A 15,310-nucleotide genomic window follows, 5' to 3' on the forward strand; every position below is an offset into this window, starting at 1 on the left:
TTGAATTTTTACTTTTGTATTTTCATGCCTTACTGTTTATTTCACCAACTGCCCCTTAAATGCTTTTTGTAAGAGACTGTTGAAAAGGTTTTCCGAGTAAACATTCTCTTTTTTAAGTATTTTTTCTTGTGAAATAATAGAGTTCATTCTTCTATCAAATTCCTGTTGTCTAGAAAGTGGAGGTATAGGGATTTCAATTTCTCGTAATCGAGTTAATGTAATCTCCAGAAATGTTGCCCCTTTTGTTTCTCTTTCAATTTTCAACTGAATGCCTTTTGATTTTATAGCATGGTAAATATAAAGTGGATTAAAACGTTCATTATCTACCGAAATCCTCGCAGTTCCCTGTGTAAGGTTTGCCCCATCTAATTCTTCTGGAAGAAATGCTATTGTCCCCACAGTAGCACGAATACTCATTACAATATCACCTGCTTGACATTTTGACCTTTCATAAGAATTTGCGATCTCTATACTAGTTCTACGTAATCCAGTTGTCTGAATTTTTCCATCCTTTATATCCCCTGTTCTAATGTATGGAACACCATCTTTGACATTTTCTCCAGCCTGAACTATACCATAGGTGATTATTTTCTTAGGCTTAACTACTTCACTCAATTTATTGATCGGGTAACCTTTTGGGTTCACCCAAGTATCCCCAAACATATCCAAGAAGATGCTTTGTGCGAGTTCATCGTATTTGGCGAGAAGCTGCTTGGTTTTTTGGCGGTGGGCATCCGCTGCATCCAAGATGGCTGCGATTTTCTTTTGTGTGGCTAAGGGAGGGAGGGGGATTTTGAATTCTCCAATTTGCTTAGTGCTAATATTAGGTTGTGCAGCACCTCCTGCTTTTAGAAGAATTCTGGATTTCAAAATTGACAAATAGTGATAAAAGTATCTACTGTTCAATTTCTCAGATCTGCCACTTTTAATAATCCCTACTCGCTGATTTAGTAAGCTGGGGCTGTCTAAAGTATAAAAACCATATTTACCTGTTGTAGCACCGCTAAGCGCTATTAATATATCACCTTTCTCTACTAAAAAATCTTTCTTAGAATCAATATAGGACTCGTCTACGAATGCAGTTCTATCATCAAAGAAAACTGGACCATCTTCAAAGCTTGATATCCTTATTAAAGGTGCACCCTGATTTTTAAATTCAGTACTTTTAAAAGCGAATCCATTTTTAATTTTACACACTTTGGAAAGAGGTACCTCAGTCATTTAATGCGGCTTTAAGTTGGTTCAACAATTCGTTTCTTTGGGCGTCTAACAATTCAATTTCCCCTATGATCGCTTCCGGTTTCTCATACTTCACCTCCTCATAAACAATTTTTTTGTAGCGATTAATACTGAGGTCGTAGTCGTTTTCAACGATCTCTGATTTGGGCACCAGAAAGCTTTGCTCTGTACGTGCTCGGCTTGCTTCCTTGTCTCGATTTTGCCAGCGGTTCTGGATATCCGGAATATTGTTCTTAGAATGGGATTCTTCGCTAGATTTTTGACCATAGTGTACCCTTTCTTCCGCTGCTATTCCTATCCCCAATGCTGCCTTTATTTCATCTTCTACTGTTTCATTTTTGTTAAGCAGAGGAGTCCGCTTATCATCCAGACTAAAGCCATCGGCTTGCATATCATAAAACCAAACCTGATCCGTGCCTCCACTGTTGGTTTTGGTAAAGATGAGTACCGCCGTACTTACTCCAGCATAGGGCTTGAACACCCCAGAAGGCATAGAGATAATGCCCTCGAGTTTTTGATCTTCTATCAAGGTTTTACGGAGTTCTTTATGCGCATTGGAAGAGCCAAATAATACACCATCAGGCACAATCACCGCAGCTCTACCTCCTACCTTCAGCATTCGTAAAATCAAGGAAATAAATAAAAGTTCTGTCTTTTTGGTTTTGGTCACACTCAGCAGCGAGCTCTCCACCACATCATAGTCAAGACTGCCTTTAAAAGGTGGATTGGCAAGTACTAAGGAATATAAGTTGGTTTGATCTTCATTTGCTTCACTTAGGGCATCCTTGCCGATCAGCCGGGGACTTTCAATGCCATGAAGCTGTAGGTTCATTACCCCAATGCGAAGCATGGTCGTATCAAATTCAACCCCAGTAAACATCTGATTGTGAAAGTGTTTTCGGAAAATGGCATCCAAAAACCAATCTGAATGGTTTTCATAGATATACTCGGCAGAAGACACTAAGAAACCAGCTGTACCTGAGGAAGGGTCGCAAATGGTATCTTCTCGTTGGGGCTGCATCATGTCCACCATCATGCGGATAATATGTCTTGGCGTACGGAACTGCCCATTGGTCCCTGCCGTGGCGATCTTAGAAAGCAAATATTCGTACAAGTCCCCTTTGGTGTCCCGGTCTTGCATATTGATTTTGTCAATCATCTGCACTACCTGATCCAATAAGCGTGGCGTAGAAATCATGAAAGTGGCACCTTTCATAAACTCTGCAAATGCACCAGCTTTTTTGTCCATTTGCTTCATGTGCTCAAACACGGTCAGGCCATTGGCATCAGGTCGGGTGAACAGGTTATACATGGTATCAGGGTCCTTATCCTTAAAATGACTCCAACGGAATTTTTGTTGCTCGCCAGTGAAAAACTCTAACTTTTTATCGATGCCCATCTGATTGGCTTTCTTTTCCTCCAAAGTTTCCATCTCATCCAGCCTGCGGATAAAGATGAGGTAAGTAAGCTGTTCAATCACAGTCAATGGGTTGGCCACCCCTCCTGTCCAGAAGGAATTCCATATTTTATCTACTTGTGATTTTAATTCTCCAGTGATCATTTAGAATTGATTCATTGAATTTCTGATTAAAAAAGAGTTGAATTTAAAAGTCTCCACTCAAATAATACATTTTTGGTCAATAAACTAAAATAAGTGACAAAAGTCAAACAGAAAACCCCCAAGCCATAGTATTTTATATTTCTCCAAAAACATTAAATTGTAGGTTCTAACTTATTCCAAAGATGGATTTTGTAGCCATTATCATTTCAATAGCCAGCTTAATTATCTCGATTGGGGTTTTTATCATGCACTTTCGAAGAGATAGAAGAGATACTTTGGCTTTTGAAAGGGCAAATAAACTTGATATTAGAACTACTTTATTAAAGGCTAGTTATTATGAATTGATGGGGCATGATCAAATGACTGGTGATTTCATTGAAGAATATTCGTTAAAAATCCCATATCAAATTCAAAACAATAGCAATTTCCCTATTATTATTGATACTGTTTTTGTAGTTTTTATAGACCCTGTAAGTGGAAAGCATATAAGTACTAAAAAAAATGATTTTTCAAAGGGGCAAATTGTTATTAACTCATTAGATTCAAAAAATTTTAACTTTACAATTTACCTATCAAATAGGGAAAAAATTAATGAAATAATAGATCTGTCTATAACTTTTAGGGTTCTTGTTAGAGGATATAGTAATTCCATTGTAAATGGTCCTCAAAAGTTAGAAATAGAATTTGAAAATTAATCAAAAAACGAATCGTGCTATTAATCAGAAGTCCAATATTAGAAAAGTTGATTGAGAGAAAGCTGATTGAGAGAAAGCTGATTTTGATGTGTTACCTAGCAATACATTTTTAATAAATCCCAAATCTAACACATATTTTGAAGATAAAATTTGGATTAAATTCTTTGCCTTATTGGTATTAGTTTTTACTAGTTTTCTTGAATCAAATGCTTTTTTATAGGAAAAAAAAGTTTTTATGTTTATTGAATTGGGATTTTCAATATTACTTTCAAAACCAAGTCTAGAATTTGAATATTCAGTTGTAATACCTACTAAATCTATAAATGAAAAACCTTTTCCAAATCTTGTGTTTTTGATTTTTCAAAAGCATTTATTTGTTTTTCCGACCCATGATACACACCCAATGGGTACTCATTATCACACTCCACTTTTCTTTCATGAAACATGCTTTGAATGGAGGAGTTTGGGTTTGGCCTAGTGATTGGTTTTGAACTTTGTTATGTAGTTTGATCTGCTATTCTCGCTTGTCTTCGAACTTCTAAAAAATAATCTTGCAGTATCATCTCCTCATTTTGTGCTGTTGATTTTTAAGAAGGCTCTGATTTCTGCTTTTTTGAAGTATTGGAGGAGTTTTGATCTGAATTGTTCATATCTTATAGAATATTTAGGTCTCGGGCTAGCTTCATTTTTCTGTTTTACTTCTAATTAAATAGCATATATAGATTCTTCCTTTTAAAAAATGGGGTTGAAGGCTATCAAATGGTATGAATTGCTTTAATGTAATGTTGATGTATAATGATAAAGGTACGCCTATCTTTCAAAAGGTAAAATTCAGTCTTAGGGTATTTTTTGTATTTTTGATCCTAAATACTTGTGATATTTTGATTAAATAGGTTGGACATGCCGAATTTTTGTTTTGATTGTGAAAAGAAAATCAGGCCAGTTAAATATTTCATGGTCCATGACCAAATTTGGGAAAATTATGGAGTTGGCAAAGATCATCTTAGTGTTGACTGTTTTAAAAAAAGGCTAGGATGTAAACTTATCGGGTCAGATTTAAATAAGATGCTTCGTCAATGAAAAAGTAAATTCTTATACAGCTAAAATTTTGGAGGGCCATAGATTGTGATTTTTGGAATACCATTAATCAGGTTTATCCTTAACTAAGTCCCAAAGAATCATAAGAGCTTTCATTTTGCAATTAAGATTGGAAGAAATCGTTTTTGTTTTTCCTTCAAATTTGCTTTTTCAAGTGCAGCATGTGTTAAAGGCTCTCGATCATTTTTTTTGTCAAGTTTTGTCAAGTTTTGTCAAGTTTTGTCAAGTTTTGAATTTACTTTGTAGATAAGGTTTAAACAGGTTTTGAATGAATCCTGGTTGTGGACTTTTGGCAAGTTCTGATCTGTTAGGGTCCAAGTTTATTTAACTTCCACAAATTTCACAGTCATCAAAATAGTCCACTAATATCGTAGGAAGTTTGACTTTCAATTTTTCTATTTCCTTGTAAAGTGTATCCAATTATTCCTCCAATTGATTATACCTTAATTCCATCTGTTGATCTTCGACTTTAAATGTTTCCTTTTCCATAATATTAATAATGAGTTATGCAATTTTTAAATCAATGCTTGTCTCAATTTAAAAATCAACAAATTGAAACTTAGAAATCGGTAGATCAACAATTTAAAAACTCTTTTTGGTCAGATTATAGGCGATGCTGAAATATGGAGATGCTTCCATCCTATCAAAAGTGGGAACAGCGGTCGCACTTTCGGGCAGAAAATATTGCCCATTTATTTCCTCAAGCTGACTTGATAAAATTTTAACCTTTCCAAAAGCTACTCCTCCATTTATTGAAAACTTACCTTTCCTTCCTAGCAAAAACCCCGCCCCAAGAGCATACTTAGGCTTTGCATCCAAAATTGAAATCCCTATTCCAACTTGGGGACCAAAACTTACAAATCCTGACATCTTATATGTCAAATGGGCAAAGCCACCAATCGCAATATCCCAATTCGAATAATTTTCTTCAATTACTTGTTTTTTTCCATAGGAGACTGGGCCTAAATAATATGGAACATCTACTAATTGATTAAAAACAAATCCAGTAGAAAAATCGAAGCTCCACTTCTTATAATTTATAAATTCAATTTCACCTTTGTATAAAGTGTCTTTTTTATAGGTATCTATAATTGAAATTTGAAGATCAACTCCATCCTTTAATGCCTTAAAACCTGTGGTTGGTATTTCGGATTTTGCCTTCATTGAACTTTCTAGAAATATAGCTTTTCCCAAATAATCATTTTCATTTATAGCCAATTCTACATTTTGGAGAAAATTGCCTATTTCAAATGCATTTGCATTTACATTATGACTACTTTCAAGTCGGCCATTGAACCAAATTGAAAATATTTCTTTTGCATAAGAAATAGAACTCAAAGAATATTTGACTTTATTTATTAACAGGGAATCTATTGTTACCGGGTACTTTTCCGCAATCTTGTTCAATTTTTCTTTTGAAGGGTTAAACTTTGTAGAATCATATACATCTTTGGCTAATTTTCTTACATTTTCCAAAAACTTATATTCATTACTTACCATATTAAAAAGATCAGTAAAACCTTTCTCAATTTCTTTTTTTTCGGTATGAAGATTAAAAACTGGATTTGTAATAATCCCAGGAAAAAGTGGTTTTAGCGGCTCAGGAATATTGGATTGCAGATTAAAAGATTTTGGATTAATTGAAGCTTTGATATGTGCAGAGTTTACACCTTTAATCTTTAATTTATAACTTTCACCTTGCTTAAGTTTTCTATGGTTTAATGGGAGTTTTTCTAATTTGAAATCCTTTTCTTTAAAGGAAAGAACAATAGTATCCTGTGAAAAGCTAGGGTTACAAATACATACAAATAAATTGGTTAATAATAAAAAACAAACCTTGAAAACGTAATTCATAAGAATAATTATTGAATAAGTTTTAAAGTTCAAAATAATCCTGATTAAATAAAATACCCAGTATATGGTATTTTTACAAAATTCTTATTCATTCGGAATCATAAAGTCTCGCATTTCATAAAATTTATTGGCCATAGCAATTGGTCGAATTATCAGAATACTGATTAGGTCTCCGATTTTCTTATTCCCTTTTTGGGCCACCATATCCTTAATGGAAGATCCCGTATGGAATTGATATAGATGCAAAGGGTTATCCGGCATTATAATCTAAAATGTATTTGACGAAGAGCATCACCAGCAAACAATCCTTGTACTGACTGGCATACATACCTCCACGCAATTCATTACAGCTTGCAAATGTTAAACTGTATAACTCTTATTTTTTGATTGCCATAAAATTACCTATGAGAATCCGATCCTGAAAAATGCGGTTTGAATGTTTAAATTAGTCTGTTAAGATAAGAGGAAGAGAGGGACATTGGCGGGATAATATTAAATGCTTTCAAATCCATTTTTCATACTTCCAATTAAAAGCGTCATTCAGAAAATTGTCAAAATATGTGCTATGAACTATCAATTGACCATTATTGAAAACGTGAAGTCTATTGTTTTCGATAGTTTTTGGTGGTATTAGAGATTCATTTCCATAATGGCCAAATGTTTTAATGATGATGTTAAGATCATCTTTCAAAAAATTAGGGTCAATGATTATCAACTTTAATTTAACATTCGATTTTATAGCCTCACCGATTGCGGCATTGATATGTTCATCACCAAATGAATAACCAACAATTATTAATTTGTCCGCTGTTATTGTATCTCTATCAAAAGCAAACTTTATTTGTCTAAATGGAGTGATTGCTCCCTTTTGAAGCTTTTGGTACCCTGTTATAATTCCAGTCACAAGTATTGATTTACCTTTTTCGTTTTGGATGACAGGGTGATCATAATTGACTGGTAAACTTGGATAGGGTACTTTTCTCATGTTTGGAATTCTAAAGCCATTTGAATTTTCAGAATCAACATCCCAATAAATAGATCCATGCAAATTATAATGACAGTTTGAAGAAAAATCAGCCAGTATCCTCATCGGGTCAGGAGCTATTGGTGAAATCAAATCATGGCCATTAAATTCATAAAACCCATCAAAAATTTTAGTTCCAGAGAAATGATTTTCTAAAATCACTTTAAAGTTGGTTTCGTAGTTCAATGAATAGATTCGTGTTACTGAAGTTTCTAAATATTTACCAATCCACTTACAAAACAAATTATCAAGGTAAGATTCCCGATTTTCCAGATCATCGGAAAAATGGTTATCAATTAAGGAATAATCAGAAACCTTAGTTGCAATTTCAGTATACAAGTGCAGCAAAAGTTCTTGGAGAAAAAATTGATTAGGGTTTTCACCATTTCTAGAACAAGGCCAAAACTCTTTCTGCTTACCTGGAATGTTAAGGTAGTAGGTAGAACCTGAAGATTTCTCCACAGTAAAATTCATAATTTCATTTTCATATTTCGGTTCAAGAAAATTAAAGAGGAACGATGTTTTAGGTTGATCAACTCCTTGATTAGAATAGCAAACCAACAATTCTTCTAATACATTAATTATAGTTTCAAAATTGACATCTTCTAATTTATAATTCCCTTTTTCTGGATCAGTTAGGATATCAAATATTAGGTCTGTAATTCGCTTTTCACCATTTTTAGTAAAAAAACCACTCTTTCTTACCAAATCGGTTAGCTCATAAGTCTTTGGCCCTTCCCAAGCTATTGCGGCACCTGCTCCAAATAAAATCACAACTCTTTTCTTTTCCATTATTTTTTAATCATCAAGATTTTAAATACTCCAAAAATAGTCTTGCATTATCATCCTTATCCTTCTGCTTGTTAATATATTTCAAAAAAGTACTTTCCTTCGTATGCCCTGTAATTCCCATCAAAATGGTAGTTGGAATCTTCTTGTAAAAATTTGTAGCGAAAGACCTCCTGCATGAATGGGAGGTGATGAGATCAAATTTTGGATAGACTCCTAGTACTTTCCTTTTTGATTCTTTATCAAATTTCTTCCCCTCTATCGGTTGACTGATTCCTGCGATTTCGGCCACTTTTTTTATATACTCATTAAAGTTTTGCTCCGTTATTAGATACGGGAAACCATCTTTGATAATTTCCCATGCTTCTGGTAATACTGGAATCGTTACTTCCTTTTTAGTCTTCTGCTGCTTAAGGTCTATTACTAAACTCCCCTCTTTTGTTCTTCTGACATTTTGCTCTGTCAATTTTAGTAAATCCTCTACTCTTTGCCCGGTAAAACAACCCAATACAAACCACTTCCTTGAATTAATTAGGGCATCTCTATCTAAGTCTGCATTTTTGATGGTTTCAAGTTCATGTAGGCTTAAAGTAACTATTTGCCTGTCTTCATCCGACTCCGTAAACGTTTCGATTTTATACGCATATGGATTGATCGGCACTCCAAATCTTTCTGCGTCTACCGCAACGAATTTTAAAAAAGAAATAGCTTTTCCCGCATGGTTAATTGAGTACTCCTGAACATTTAATAACCAGTGCTTGAATCCTTCAACAAAGTTAAAGTCCAAATCCATAAAATGGATTGGCCTTCTGAGATAGACTTCATAGTTCTGTACCATCTTCAGAAAAGTCTTATAATTTTTCACTGTATTAAGTGAAAGTCCTATTTTATTTTTACCTGGGACTTTTCTTGTTTGTGCATTATCAATAATGTATTGCACATGGTTTCTAAGCAAAGTTTTATCGGTTGGCTCTACACGGTTAAAACATTCATTGATTTTCAAATCAATATAGTCTTTATCAATCTTGGCTCCTCTCGATTGAGCATCATTCACATGATCCAATAAAAAAGATTCTAACTCCTTCAGGTCAAGGATTAATTTCTTATTGGCCTCATCAGTAGGTTTTGGAAATCCCCTCTTTTCACTCCAATCTTTGGGGTTGATTGAAAATCCGGTCTTACATCTAAAAGTTGCCCCTCTTCCCATTGAAAATGACAGGTAAATAGGTACATGTTTATTTTGATCACTTCTCAGTTGATACTTGATGGTAGACATAAAACGATTCCTGATTGATTGACCTAAAGTTAGCCAAAAAGATATTTCTGGCAAACCGTTGGCAAACCAATTGCGGATTTTAATGGATGTTATGCTATTCTATACTATCTTTGAGGAATGTCCAATTTACAAAAAATGCTCCATTTAAGCCATTAAATACATGTTTGAAGGTAAAAAACAGAATTATTGAATTTCGACAAATCCAATAGGTTCGACTCCGGCTCTGGGTACAAAAGCTCACAGGAATGTGGGCTTTTTTTTATGAACATTTGCTGAAACTCTTTTGGCTAATGCCCGGGAAGAATTTCGGTATTGTTTGAGGAATGGGCTAAAGCCACATTCCTATTGATGTATCTCTAAATTCTTGATTGAAATTAAATTGATTGCCTCCAGCTAAAGCAGGAGGCAAAATAAATTAATTATGACCATTTTGACTTCGGCCAAATTTTTTGTCATTGAATTGCTTGTTTTCAAGGTTGACCATATGCTCTATAGGTATCCGATGCAATTCTAAAAAATCTTCCATGAATAATCGAAAACTTCCTTTTTAATAAGGCAAGTCTACATTATCATTATCCAAATCCATATCTTCTGGAATGTCCTTAATCCGGTCAATGCATGGACAATACGCTTTAAAAGCACAGCCTTCCGGAGAACCGCTGCAATAGTCAAATGTCATAAAACCTTCATTGACAATGGCTGTTTTTTGATTGAGCGTATCTACAGTCATCGTATAAGCAATGGATATGGGCAACTTGGCAGGAAGGTCGATATCAAGGTTCCAACTGTACATCATTTTTTTGAAGGCTTTGCAGACGGTTTTCATATCTTCATCAGAAAGTTGCTCCGAGGGAGGGAAATCTTCTACTTTCAAACCACAATAATCTCCAAAGGTATTTGGGGGATCTTCATAAAGCCATCTCTCGAGTGCTTCAAAGTTGTCCTCTTCCATCTTGGGCCTTTCAATTTCTAAATCGGATAGTATCCTATGGGCCTTTGATATATCTTCCAATAGGTGTTTGAGGTATGGGTGTCTCATGATTTTCAGGTTACGCCTCCAAACTTATAAAATAACGCCTATGCATTGCATCAATCCACAAAACTTCCTTTGGGCTGTGGGGAAGTGAAAGGTGGATAGGGGTATTCTTCTGGCAATACTTTGACTCCGGTGGTGACTTTGAATGGCATTTCGCCCGCATAGGTCATCTCTAGAAAATAACCGGTCCATCCTTTATCTGGACTGGAAAGGTTCACCTGATAGGTGTCATTGTCATCGATCTCAATTTCTGTTGCAGTCCAAACAGGACCTAATACATCAATTCTAAAATCCCTTTTCTCTTCATTGTGGGCTTGCCAGAGCAGCATTTTTTGAGGTTTTTCTGACCCTTGAAATGCTATATCAAAGCCCTCCTTACTCACCTCCCAAGAATAAGATGGCCTTTCTTCCGATTCCAAAACACTTCCGTAAAAAGCCAACATGGTTTGGATGGCATCCGAATCCCGCAATCCATGGCCAGCATTGGGGACATAGCGAATGTGCTTTTCTCCGATCAAATCCTTCCAATAAAATTGCCAGCTATCAGGTAAAAAAAACTCATCCCCGGATCCATGAATCAGAAGTTTCGGCATATCATACAAATCAAGAAAGCTGTAAGGTTCAGTAAGTTCAAGCAACCTTTGGTACTCTTGGGAGCCTTGCCAATCCATAATTCCTTCACTGACATAATCCCCCACTGCCGGCGCCCAGAATCCGTAATTCCTCCAATGGTGCTGGAAAGATGATTCTATATTTAAAAGATCAATCACAATCGGCACAATGGCCACCACACGATCATCGACAGCAGCTGTGGTCCAAGTGGTCCATCCCCTTTTGGATGCTCCTGCCACCACATACTGATTGACCTGCCATGATCCATTTTCAGCGGCAAATTCAGAAACTACATCCATGGCAGACACCACGGCTTTGGTCATGGGAAACCGGGCCAACCAGGTTTCATCCTGTGTTTTTGCTCCACCCTCCAAAAACTGTCTCCAACCATAGGCGATGAGGGCATCCTCATACCTTTCACCAAAATCATCTCCAACAAAGGTGAGGGGCTGAAAAGGAATGTTGTGAACTTGGGCTGTTATGCTTTGGGTAAATAGCGCTGCCTCTCTAAGCATCGGATCAACTTTTTCTGGCAAGGCTGTATCCCGGCTTCCTCCACCTATCCACATCAGCCCGATTTGGTGTCTGACCTCATGCGGAACTACTATGGAAACCCAATGCCACCAAATGGGTTCGTCAACTTGCTTTTCGTCAAGCCATTTCTGTGAGACCATCTTGATTACATAATAATTGTAGTTTTCTTCTTCTTTGGAAAAAACCAATTCATAAGAGAAATTGGAATCTTTCCTTTGGACAAACTCCTGAAGTGGGAATTTTTCTTTGGAAACTAAAAGCTCCGAGCTTGGTGACTTTTGGCTACAATTTGTAGACAAGAAAAGTAGACTACCTATTAAACAATTGATGTAGAGAAATTTGAACTTTGGCATATGGGTATATTTTTTTGAATGATCCTTAACCCTTAATATACCATTAAATATGAATGGGTTCAAATAGTAGATGATATGAATGAGAAAAGTGATGTTTTTCGTCTAAAATTCCTACAATTTATCTAAATGAAATAAATTTTTTCCTGCATTTACGCAGAAGAAAAAGGGATTTTCACAATATGTTGACCAATTCTCCATTTATGGCTTCGTTTTTGTTTATTGTGTTTTTGAACCAAATTATTTCACCAACTATGAAAAGAATTATTCTAATTACATTGATTTCCGCAGGAATGTTGGGATCATGTGTTTCCAAGAAAAAATACGTTGAATTGGAAAACAACTTGCATTCGACGGAACTGCAATTGGCACAGACTACTCAGGAAAAAACTGAGTTGGAAGAAAAAATGGCTGCAATTGAAAGAAGGGTCACTGAATACAATGCCCGAATCAATTCCCTTAAAGACAGCAATGATGATTTGCAAAAATCAAATGATGAGAAACTTTCTTTGGAAGGTGTTGCATTGATGTCAAAAAATACCAAGGCACAAATGAGAGAAACTTTAGCCAAAATGGATCCTGAAGTAGTCGCTCAAGCCAAAACCTTAGAAGATTCAATCAACCTTGCTGTTGGTTACAACCTGAAGTCGTCTATCACTGACAATGACGGTGGGGAGGAAGACGACATCACCATCGACATCGACAAGACGGTAGTTATGATTTCTGTATCTGACAAACTTTTATTCAACACCGCAAGCTATAGAGTGAACAGCAAAGCACATGGTCTGTTAAAAAGACTGGCCGAAGTAATCAATTCTGAGCCAAGCTTAGAAGTAATGATAGAAGGCCATACCGATCCTAGATCAATCAGCAATGCGGTGGTGCAGGACAACTGGGATCTGAGTGTCAAAAGAGCCACATCAATCGTTAGAATTCTTCAAGAACAATATGGTGTAGCACCTGAAAAACTGATTGCTGCTGGAAGAGCAAGTTATATGCCTTTGGTAGACAACGACAATCCTGATAACATGGCCAAAAACAGAAGAACAAGAATTGTAATCATTCCTGATTTAGACAAGTTCTTCTCTTTGATGTAAACATAAATCACACTTACAAAATACATAACAAAAAGGAGGTTGAAGTCAACCTCCTTTTTTTTGTCCTAAAGGATGTTTTCGCCCCCCTCTACTTCTTCAATTGCCCTACCCAAAAAATCCTGAAAAGGTTTCATTTTTTTAAATGAAGCCAAGGTTTTTTCTTTATACTTTCCACTTTTTATTTCTTCATCCGACAAGGGCTGAGAAACTATAAAACTTTTGTATCTCAACAACGCTATAAAAGGATGGTCTGCAGGATAGTCTCTCGGGGAAGTTTTCAATTGCTCCCCTTCCAGAGAATCAAATGTCGATTTAAAATCAGGTTCCTCAAGTATGTTGATTAAATCAGACCCTAAATAATCAATTTCCTGACGGATCCTCTTTAAAGTTTCTGCATCCGGCATCCAAATTCCTCCAGCTAAAAAACTTTCCCCCGGCTGAATATGCAGATAGTATCCCGGGCCAGCCGATTTTTTCCCTCCTACCGAAAAATATGCAGCTAAATTTATTTTATAAGGATTTTTGTTGGGACTGAAGCGCACATCACGATTTTGTCTGAAAATACAATCCTTGGGCCTTAAATGAATCATGTCAGGCTCCAATTCCGTCAGGTTTTGTAACAAATGGGTCACATCTTTCAAAAAATCCTCTTTGACCTCAAGATACCAATTTCTATTTTGGTCCATCCAGTCTTTGTGGTTGTGATCAGATAAAGCCTGTAAGAAGGGGAGGAATTGATTTTGTGACATGGTACTGGTCTTTTATGAATTTTAACCGATTAATTCCAGGTATTGTTTGAATCATTGACAGGCTAAACCACCTTAGATAAAATCCAAAAGTCCTTCCAATTTCATTCCCCTACTGCCCTTGATCAGGATCAGATGATCTTCCAATCGGGAATCCTGCAACCAATTTCGGAGTGAAAATGGATCTGGAAAATAAAGGGCACGAGGGGCTTTGACCAAGGCATGTTGGATCAATTTGCCTGTAAAACAAACTTTGTCAAAATCATATTCGGAAACTATTTCACCGATCTTTTGATGTTCCTCCACTTCGGATTCTCCTAATTCAAACATATCGCCCAAAACCAACATCTTGTGTTTTTTACCGCTCATTTCCCCAAATGTTCTGATGGCGACTTCCATGCTGGAAGGATTGGCATTGTAAGCATCCAAGATGATCAGGTTGCTCCTTTTTTCGATTATTTGAGACCTCATGTTACTGGGTCGGTACAAACTGACAGCCTCAGCAGCTTCATTCTCCGGAATGCCAAAATACATCCCAACACAAAGCGCCGTGGCGATGTTATCAAAATTATAAGCCCCAAGCATTTGTGTGCTGAATTCCTTTCCTGATTCGATTTTAAAACGAACCATAGGATTCGCTTCCAATAATTCACAATGGTAAAAATCTCCTTTTTTGGAATACAGCACAGGCTCCTTAAATCGCTTGGCCATTGGAGACAAAACAGGATCAGAAGAATTGATAAAAACAGTCCCATTGTGCTCGATGAGGTGCTGGTACAATTCCGTTTTTGTCTTTAACACCCCGTCAAAGCCTCCAAACCCTTCAAGGTGGGCTTTTCCTATGTTGGTAATCAATCCATGTGTAGGCAATGCAATGTCACAAAGTTCCTTGATATCGCCCGGCTTGTTGGCCCCCATTTCTATGATTGCTATCTCCTCCTCCTTACCGATTCCCAATAGGGTCAAAGGAACACCGATGTGATTATTAAGGTTGCCTACTGTTGCTGCGGTTTTGAATTTGCATTTCAAGACCTCATGCAGCAATTCCTTGGTCGTGGTTTTTCCATTGCTTCCGGTAAGTCCGATGATAGGAATATTCAGTTGCTTCCGGTGATGCAGAGCCAATTGCTGAAGTGATTTCAAGGTATCTTCCACCACAAAATAACGCTGATCGTCCTCCACGAAGCTGGCAGGATCATCGATTACCACTCCCATGGCTCCCAATTCCAAAGCCTTTGGAGCAAAATCATTGGCATTGAAATTTGGACCCTTTAAGGCGAAGAAAAGATTGCCTTTGGCCAGCTTCCGGGTATCCGTACATATCCCGGAACTTTCCAGATAAAGACTATATAATATATCGATATTCATACCCAGCATTTTTATAAATCCAAAATAAATC

Annotated in this window: 12 protein-coding genes; 2 read left to right on the top strand and 10 right to left on the bottom strand. The window is 36.5% G+C overall.

All coding sequences use genetic code 11. From position 1 onward, the window contains the following. Window positions 1–36: 36 nt before the first annotated feature. Window positions 37–1,221, bottom strand: a complete 1,185-nt coding sequence (locus tag H1A14_RS15280) for a restriction endonuclease subunit S (RefSeq protein ID WP_194777143.1) — start codon at window positions 1,219–1,221, stop codon at window positions 37–39. Then, window positions 1,214–2,800: a type I restriction-modification system subunit M gene (locus H1A14_RS15285; RefSeq protein ID WP_194777144.1), complete on the bottom strand. Its 1,587-nt coding sequence runs from the start codon at window positions 2,798–2,800 to the stop codon at window positions 1,214–1,216. Before H1A14_RS15285 ends, H1A14_RS15280 begins: the two co-directional genes overlap by 8 nt. A gap of 182 nt (window positions 2,801–2,982) precedes the next feature. On the opposite strand from H1A14_RS15285, the gene H1A14_RS15290 reads away from it, so the two are divergent. Next, window positions 2,983–3,495: a hypothetical protein gene (locus H1A14_RS15290; RefSeq protein WP_194777145.1), complete on the top strand. Its 513-nt coding sequence runs from the start codon at window positions 2,983–2,985 to the stop codon at window positions 3,493–3,495. Window positions 3,496–5,175: 1,680 nt separating this feature from the next. Here H1A14_RS15290 and H1A14_RS15295 read toward each other — a convergent pair. The 6 genes from H1A14_RS15295 to H1A14_RS15315 all read right to left on the bottom strand — a co-directional run bounded on the left by H1A14_RS15295 (window position 5,176) and on the right by H1A14_RS15315 (window position 12,071). After that, a complete protein-coding gene (locus H1A14_RS15295) occupies window positions 5,176–6,447 on the bottom strand; it encodes a hypothetical protein (RefSeq protein ID WP_194777146.1) in 1,272 nt (423 codons plus the stop codon). A gap of 250 nt (window positions 6,448–6,697) precedes the next feature. Continuing rightward, on the bottom strand, window positions 6,698–6,775 hold the full coding sequence (locus H1A14_RS23440) for a hypothetical protein (RefSeq protein WP_394355335.1): 78 nt from the start codon (window positions 6,773–6,775) through the stop codon (window positions 6,698–6,700). A gap of 174 nt (window positions 6,776–6,949) precedes the next feature. Further along, window positions 6,950–8,263, bottom strand: a complete 1,314-nt coding sequence (locus H1A14_RS15300) for a hypothetical protein (RefSeq protein WP_194777147.1) — start codon at window positions 8,261–8,263, stop codon at window positions 6,950–6,952. A 13-nt stretch (window positions 8,264–8,276) separates the two neighbouring features. Next, a complete protein-coding gene (locus H1A14_RS15305; RefSeq protein WP_194777148.1) occupies window positions 8,277–9,536 on the bottom strand; it encodes a site-specific integrase in 1,260 nt (419 codons plus the stop codon). 547 nt (window positions 9,537–10,083) lie between these two features. Then, window positions 10,084–10,575, bottom strand: coding sequence for a hypothetical protein (locus H1A14_RS15310; RefSeq protein WP_194777149.1), 492 nt, complete (start codon window positions 10,573–10,575; stop codon window positions 10,084–10,086). A gap of 50 nt (window positions 10,576–10,625) precedes the next feature. Continuing rightward, window positions 10,626–12,071: a PhoPQ-activated pathogenicity-related family protein gene (locus H1A14_RS15315; protein WP_194777150.1), complete on the bottom strand. Its 1,446-nt coding sequence runs from the start codon at window positions 12,069–12,071 to the stop codon at window positions 10,626–10,628. 251 nt (window positions 12,072–12,322) lie between these two features. Between H1A14_RS15315 and H1A14_RS15320 the strand changes: the two genes are divergently transcribed. Next, window positions 12,323–13,165: an OmpA family protein gene (locus tag H1A14_RS15320; protein ID WP_194777151.1), complete on the top strand. Its 843-nt coding sequence runs from the start codon at window positions 12,323–12,325 to the stop codon at window positions 13,163–13,165. 65 nt (window positions 13,166–13,230) lie between these two features. Here the strand turns inward: H1A14_RS15320 and H1A14_RS15325 are convergent, their stop codons facing one another. Together H1A14_RS15325 and H1A14_RS15330 are read right to left on the bottom strand one after the other, a co-directional pair. After that, window positions 13,231–13,914 carry a DUF2461 domain-containing protein gene (locus tag H1A14_RS15325; RefSeq protein ID WP_194777152.1) on the bottom strand — a complete coding sequence of 228 codons (684 nt, stop codon included), beginning with the start codon at window positions 13,912–13,914 and terminating at the stop codon, window positions 13,231–13,233. A 72-nt stretch (window positions 13,915–13,986) separates the two neighbouring features. Beyond that, window positions 13,987–15,279, bottom strand: coding sequence for a UDP-N-acetylmuramoyl-tripeptide--D-alanyl-D-alanine ligase (locus H1A14_RS15330; protein WP_194777153.1), 1,293 nt, complete (start codon window positions 15,277–15,279; stop codon window positions 13,987–13,989). Window positions 15,280–15,310 lie beyond the last annotated feature (31 nt).

The sequence above is a fragment of the Pararhodonellum marinum genome, from assembly GCF_015354735.1.
GTDB lineage: Bacteria > Bacteroidota > Bacteroidia > Cytophagales > Cyclobacteriaceae > Pararhodonellum > Pararhodonellum marinum.